Below are 6,000 nucleotides of genomic sequence, written 5' to 3'. Positions count from 1 at the left end.
GGCCAGCGACTCCGCTGCAGCGCGCGGCCAGTTCGCCGGCCGGGGCGGGCGGCGGTCCCGCGGCGTCGCGGATGCCGAGCACGGCCGCGCCCAGTCCGCCGCCGCCTCGCCCGCGGACCGCGAAGCCCGCGCCCCGCAGGACCTGGGCGGCGGCGCCGCACCGGGTCACGACCAGGGCGCCGGTGCGGCTGTGGAAGAGCCGGGCGTCGCCGCGCGGATCTGCTCGTACCAGCGGCCCGGAGTGTCGTCCTGCCCGCGCAGGAGCATCGCGTACGGGTCGCCGTTCACGCCGAAGGCTCCAGTACTGCAGCCGCGGGCCATCTGGAGCCGGCTGCACCGAGCCGGCTGCGGTCGGTGGTCGTTCGTCATGCCAGGTTCTGTCCATGTGTGGATGCGGTCGGCGACGGCCGCGGCGTGCTCCTGCACCATCGAGAAGTGGTTGCTCGGCACGTCCATGCGCTGCCGTGCGGGAACGGCCAGGTGGACCGCCACGACTGGCTCCTCGCCAGGCGCCGAGCGCCTCGGTGGCGCGGACGAGCAGCGTGGGCACGGCGAGGTCGCGCGGCTGCCAGTACGGGTGAAGCGGTGGTAGGCGCCCAGGCGGTGAGCCGGGTGTCGTCGACCCGCACCCTTCGCGGCCGAACATGGTGGTGGTCGTTCGGTGAGCCAGCCGGTGACCGCCTGCTGCTGTCCGGGCGGGTAGCACGCCGATGAGGACGTGACGCCCGCGGCGGGCGGCCGCGGTCGGTGAGTTCGGCGGCCAGCGTACGCCACCAGGGCGCCCGCGGAGTGGCCGACGAGGACGAACGGGCCGTCCGTCGACTTGAGTGACGGCGTCGGCTCCAGCGCGCCGAGACCGCCGCCAGCGACGCGCGGGCAGCTGCTCGCCCGGCTCGTAGCCGGGCTGCGGCAGCGCGGACACCGGCAGCCGGTCCTTGAGGGCGGCGGCGATCCGGCGGAACTCGTGCGGTCCCGCCACGGGGCCGTACCGGCGCAGCAGATCAGCCGGAGCTCGCCCGGTCCCGCCGCCAGGTCCACCAGGCCGAGCGGGTCGAAACAGTCCTCCGCCCTCGAACCGGTCCCGGTGACCGGCGAGGTCGCCGAGCAGGTCCAGGTAGGAGTCGAAGCGTCCGTCCCGCACGGACCGTTCGTAGAGGGTGCGCAGCATGCCGCCGGCCGGTGGCGGCGGCGTGGGCGGCGCGCGCCGACTGATGAGCAGGGGCCGCAGGTGGGCGGCGACGCCGGCGACGCGAGAGGGTGGCCGAACACCAGGGCGGTGGGCAGGGCGAGGCCGGTGGCCTCCTGGAGCCGGCTGCGCAGGCCCACCGCGGTCAGGGAGTCGAAGCCCAGCTCGGTGAAGGGCAGCGTGCCAGGTGTCACCGCGTCCGTCCGGGCGTCTGAGCACGGCCGCCACCTGGCGCGGATCCAGGCGGTGAGGGTCGCTGCCTCGTCAGCGGGCAGCCCGGCGGAGCGTTCGCGCCAGGTGGGGCTCGGTCCCCCGGTCGTGCCTCGGCGCCCGCGGCGGGAGCCTGGCCGGTCGGTGTCGGGCAGGTCCTCGACGAGCGCGGGCGTGCGGCGGTGAAGCCGACGGCGAACCGAAAGTCTCCAGCCGACGTCCGCGACGGACGACGCAGACTGTCCTCGCTGGTCCAGGGCCTCGCTGGAGGGCGCGCAGCGCCTTGTCGGGGGCCATCGGGCGCAGTCCGCGCCTGATCAGTCCTCGGCAGGTCGGCGTCGGCCATGCCGCCGTCCGCCCAGGCTCCCAGGCGATGCTGGTCGCGGCCAGGCCGTGCGGGCCCCGCGCCGCTGGGCGAGGGCGTCGAGGTGCGCTGCCCGCGGCGTAGGCGCCGAGCCGGCTTCGCTGCCCCAGACGCCCGCGTGTTGGAGGAGAAGAGCACGAACGTCTCGGCGTCCGCGCAGAGCTCGTCGAGGAGCCGGGCGCCGACGGTCTTCGCCCGGGTCACGCGCGCCAGCTCGGCCGGGTCGAGGTCGGCCACGGCCCGGTCGTCGCTCCGGCCAGGTGCATCACCGCAGCGGATCCGCTCGCCCTGCCGCGCCAGTGACGCGACCAGGTCCGTCAGTCCGGCGCGGTCGGTGACGTCGCAGGCCGCGAAGGCGTCACCCGCGCCGAGGGCGGCAGCCTCGGCCGCCAGTTCCGCGTGCCGGGGTGCCTGTCCGCCTCGACCTGCCGACCAGGACAGCGAGGTGCTCCGTGGTCCCGGTGCGGGCGAGGTGCCGGGCTGACGTGGCCGCCGAGGGCGCCGGTGCCGCCCGTCACTGTAACAGGGCGGTGCCGGTCGCCACGGGTCGCGCCGGCGCGGCGGGGCCCGACGCGAGCCGCCGGACGTGGCAGCCGGTGTCGCGCAGCGCGATCTGGCGTCCTCGTCGCCCGCGCCCGCGAGGCAGTCGGTGAGGGCGCGCAGGACGGGTCCGGTGAGCTGCTCCGGCAGGTCGACGAGGCCGCCCCAGTGCGGCCGGCCGCCTCCAGCCCCATCACCCGCCCGGTGCCCACACCATGGCCTGCGCGGGATCGGCCGGTTCCGTCTCCTCGACGGCCACGCGCCGAACGTGACGAGCCACAGTGGGCGCGTCGACGCCCGCGTCGCCGAGGGCCTGGTGGAGGGTGAGGACGGCGGTGACGGCGCGCAGGTCGTCGGGCTCGGTGGGGACCGTACCGCTGGAAGGTCCGGTGGTTCCGGTGGTCCCGGAGGTCCCGGCGGCCCCGGCGGCGGAGATCCCGGAGGGCTGGTCCGGGTCCAGGGCCGACAGGGAGATCACCGCTGTGACGTCCTGTGCCTGCTCCACCAACTCCTCAGCCTCCGGGCGAGTTCGGTCCGGTCTGCGGCCGTCCGCGGATCGGTCGTGAGGTGCAGCACCGTGCCGCCGGCCTGCTCGACGGCGCGTCGGTCACCGCCTCCCGGCGCGGGTCGGTGCCGGATCCGACGACCAGGTAGCGGCGCCGGGAGAGCGGGGCCGCGGCCGGGCGAAGCGCCACTCGACGCGGCGCGCCAGCTCGGCCACGCGCGGCATCTCGGGCGCCAGCCAGCAACGCCGGTGCTCGAACGGGTAGTCGGCAGCGCGACCGGCGCCCTGCCGGGGACGACGGCGGACCAGTCGACTTTGGGTACGCCAGCCGCAGCGGCGCGGCCGAGCCTCGCGGACGAGGTGCCGTCTCACCGGTGTCCCGGTGGAGGGTGCCGAGGACCAGTGCCTCGGTCCCGACCGTTCGGCGGTCTCCTGGACACCGCTGGTGAGTAGCAGGGTGCGGGCCGACTCGACGAACGTGTCGCAGCCGTCGGTGAGGCGGCGTCGACCGCCTCGTCGAAGCGGACCCGGTTGCGGAGTGCTGTCGTACCGGTGCACAGCGCGCGTCCATGGCGCCGGTGTCGCAGCGTTCGCCGCGCAGCGTGGAGTGCACAGCGGTGGCGCCGTGGACGGCCGCGCGGCCTACGTCGGCCAGGTCGGTGAGGACGCGCTCGCGCACCCGTTCCATGTGGGGCGAGTGGGAGGCGTAGTCGACGGGGATGCGCCGGGCTCGGACGCCGTCGGCGGCGCAGCGCTCTCGAACGCGGTCAGCGCCTCGGGGTCACGAGCCACGACGACCGAGGCCGGGGAGTTGACCGCGGCGACGTCGATGCGGCCAGGCCAGTCGGCGATCAGTTCCCGTGCCCGGTCCTCGGCAGCGAGACGGAGGTCATGGCGCCGTCCCCGGCGAGTTCGGCAAGGGCGCGGGCGCGCAGCGCCACCACCCGCGCCGCGTCCTCCAACGACAGCGCGCCCGCCACGCAGGCAGCCGCGATCTCGCCTTGGGAGTGTCCGACCACGGCATCCGGCTCGACACCGCACGCCCGCCACAACCGCGCCAGCGAGACACCATCACCGCGAACAGCACCGGCTGCACGACCTCGACCCGCTCCAGCGAAGGCGCACCCTCCACCCCACGGATCACATCAACAACGGAGAACCCGGCCACCTCCGCCAGCGCCGCATCAGCACTCCGCCAACGCCTCCGCGAACACCGGCACTCTCGAGCAGCCTCGCGCCCCATCCCTTCCCACTGCGATCCCTGGCCCTGGGAACACCCACACCACACGCCGACCGCCACCACCACCGATACCGGTGAGGAGGTCGGGGGCCGGGAGTCCTTCCCGGAGGCGTCGCAGGAGGTCCTGGGCCGTCCCGTGGTCAGCGGCGAGGGCGACGGCGCGCCGTTCGTGGTGGGTGCGGCCGATGGCGAGGGAGCGGCCGACGCCCTCCAGCGCGTCCGATCCCGCCAGTACCGTCGCCATGCGGTCGGCTTGTGCGGCGAGGGCGGTCTCCTGTACGGGCGGACAGCACCAGCGGCACCACACCAGCCGCCTCCAACACCCCCACAGAAGCCACATCCGAGCCGACCGGCGTCGAAGGCGGCTCTCCACGATCACATGCGCGTTCGTACCGCTCACCCCGAACGCGACGACACCCCCGCCCGCCGCAACCGACCCGCCACCTGTGGCCAGTCCCGCGCCTCCCTGCAGCACCTCCACCCCACCCGACGACCAGTCCACATGCGACGACGCACCCGCGCATGCAACGACGCCGGCACCACACCACGCCCCAACGCCAACACCATCTTGATCACACCGGCCACACCTCGCAGCCGCCTGCGCATGCCCGATGTGCTCGACTTCAACGACCCCAACCACAACGGCCGTTCACGGTCCCGGCCCCGCCCGTAGGTCGCCACCAGTGCCTGGGCCTCGATCGGGTCGCCCAGCACCGTGCCCGTCCCGTGTCCCTCCACCACGTCCACATCAGCCGTGCCAGCGCCAGCGGCCGCCAACGCCCCGCGGATCACCCGCTGCTGCGCCACTCCGCTCGGCGCGGACAGGCCGTTGCTCGCCCCGTCCTGGTCTCACCGCACTCCCGCGCAGCACCGCCAGTACCCGGTGCCCGTGACGCCGGGCGTCCGACAACCGCTCCAGCACCACCAGACCCACGCCCTCGGCGAAGCCGAAGCCGTCCGCCTGCTCGGAGTAGGCCTTGCAGCGGCCGTCGGCGGCGAGCGCGCCCTGCGTGGCGAACTCGGTGAAGACCTCCGGGCCCGCCATCACCGACACACCACCGGCCACCGCCAGGGACGACTCGCCGTCCCGCAGCGAACGCGCCGCCAGATGCAACGCCACCAGCGACGACGAGCACGCCGTGTCCACCGTCAGCGCCGGACCCTCAAGCCCCAGCACGTACGCGACGCGGCCCGACGTGACGGCGGGTGAGCCGCCGGTGCAGCAGATAGCCCTCGCTGCTCTCGGGGAGCTCGACCCCGTGGCCGTACCCCTGGTAGGCGGCGCCGAGGAAGACGCCGGTGGCGCTGCCGCGCAGCGCGCGCGGGTCGATGCCGGCGTTCTCCATCGCCTCCCAGGTGACTTCGAGGATCTGGCGCCGCTGCGGGTCCATGGCGAGGGCCTCGCGCGGCGAGATCCCGAAGAACGCCGGGTCGAAGTCCCCCGCCGCGTCGAGGAAGCGACCCGTAGCGGGGTCCCGCGCCGTGCCGTCGGCGGCGGTGTCGCTCAGGCGGTCGAGGTCCCAGCCCCGGTCGTCGGGCAGTTCCGAGACGGCGTCGCGGCCTGCGGAGATGAACTCCCAGAGGTCGGAAGGGGAGTTGATGCCGCCGGGGAACCGGCAGCCCATCCCCACGATCACCACCGGGTCGTCGGCGCTCTCCGCACTCCGTGCGGGACCGGCCGCGGGTGCCGTGCCCGCGTCCTGCTCGGTGTCCGTGCCGTGTTCGGGGGTGAACAGGCGGTCGAGGAGGTAGTCGGCGAGCGCGGTGGCGTTGGGCCGGTCGAAGACGAGGGTGGACGCTTCGCGCAGGCCGGTCGCCGCGGTGAGCCGGTTCGCGCAGCTGCACGGCGGTCATCGAGTCGAACCCGGCGTCCCGGAAGGCCCGGTCCGGTTCGACGGCCCGGGCGTCGGGGTGTCCGAGCACGGCGGCGGCCTCGGCCCTGACCAGGCGCAGCA

Annotated in this window: 5 protein-coding genes and 3 pseudogenes; all 8 read right to left on the bottom strand. The window is 74.9% G+C overall.

What is annotated here, in order from left to right; genetic code table 11:
* Positions 1-165: 165 nt before the first annotated feature.
* The 8 genes and pseudogenes from RBJ77_RS59190 to RBJ77_RS59155 all read right to left on the bottom strand — a co-directional run bounded on the left by RBJ77_RS59190 (position 166) and on the right by RBJ77_RS59155 (position 5,670).
* Complete coding sequence (locus tag RBJ77_RS59190) at positions 166-1,380, bottom strand: phosphopantetheine-binding protein (protein ID WP_372352477.1); 1,215 nt, start codon at positions 1,378-1,380, stop codon at positions 166-168.
* Positions 1,377-2,201, bottom strand: coding sequence for a KR domain-containing protein (locus RBJ77_RS59185; protein ID WP_372352488.1), 825 nt, complete (start codon positions 2,199-2,201; stop codon positions 1,377-1,379). The genes RBJ77_RS59190 and RBJ77_RS59185 overlap by 4 nt, the downstream gene beginning before the upstream one ends.
* A gap of 292 nt (positions 2,202-2,493) precedes the next feature.
* Positions 2,494-2,805: a hypothetical protein gene (locus RBJ77_RS59180; protein WP_372352476.1), complete on the bottom strand. Its 312-nt coding sequence runs from the start codon at positions 2,803-2,805 to the stop codon at positions 2,494-2,496.
* Between the two features lie 7 nt (positions 2,806-2,812).
* Positions 2,813-3,556: pseudogene (locus tag RBJ77_RS59175) on the bottom strand (hypothetical protein); the annotation flags it as partial.
* Between the two features lie 100 nt (positions 3,557-3,656).
* Positions 3,657-3,866, bottom strand: a complete 210-nt coding sequence (locus tag RBJ77_RS59170; protein ID WP_372352487.1) for an acyltransferase domain-containing protein — start codon at positions 3,864-3,866, stop codon at positions 3,657-3,659.
* Between the two features lie 20 nt (positions 3,867-3,886).
* Positions 3,887-4,093, bottom strand: a pseudogene (locus RBJ77_RS59165) (acyltransferase domain-containing protein); the annotation flags it as partial.
* 348 nt (positions 4,094-4,441) lie between these two features.
* A complete protein-coding gene (locus RBJ77_RS59160) occupies positions 4,442-4,837 on the bottom strand; it encodes a hypothetical protein (RefSeq protein ID WP_372352475.1) in 396 nt (131 codons plus the stop codon).
* Positions 4,794-5,670 (bottom strand): annotated as a pseudogene (locus tag RBJ77_RS59155) (polyketide synthase). The gene RBJ77_RS59160 and the pseudogene RBJ77_RS59155 overlap by 44 nt, the downstream one beginning before the upstream one ends.
* Positions 5,671-6,000 lie beyond the last annotated feature (330 nt).

Source organism: Streptomyces sp. KL116D (genome assembly GCF_030766975.1).
Taxonomy (GTDB): domain Bacteria; phylum Actinomycetota; class Actinomycetes; order Streptomycetales; family Streptomycetaceae; genus Streptomyces; species Streptomyces longispororuber_A.
Note: the sequence above shows the minus strand (reverse complement) of the source record. Positions and strands in the feature narration are given on the sequence as shown.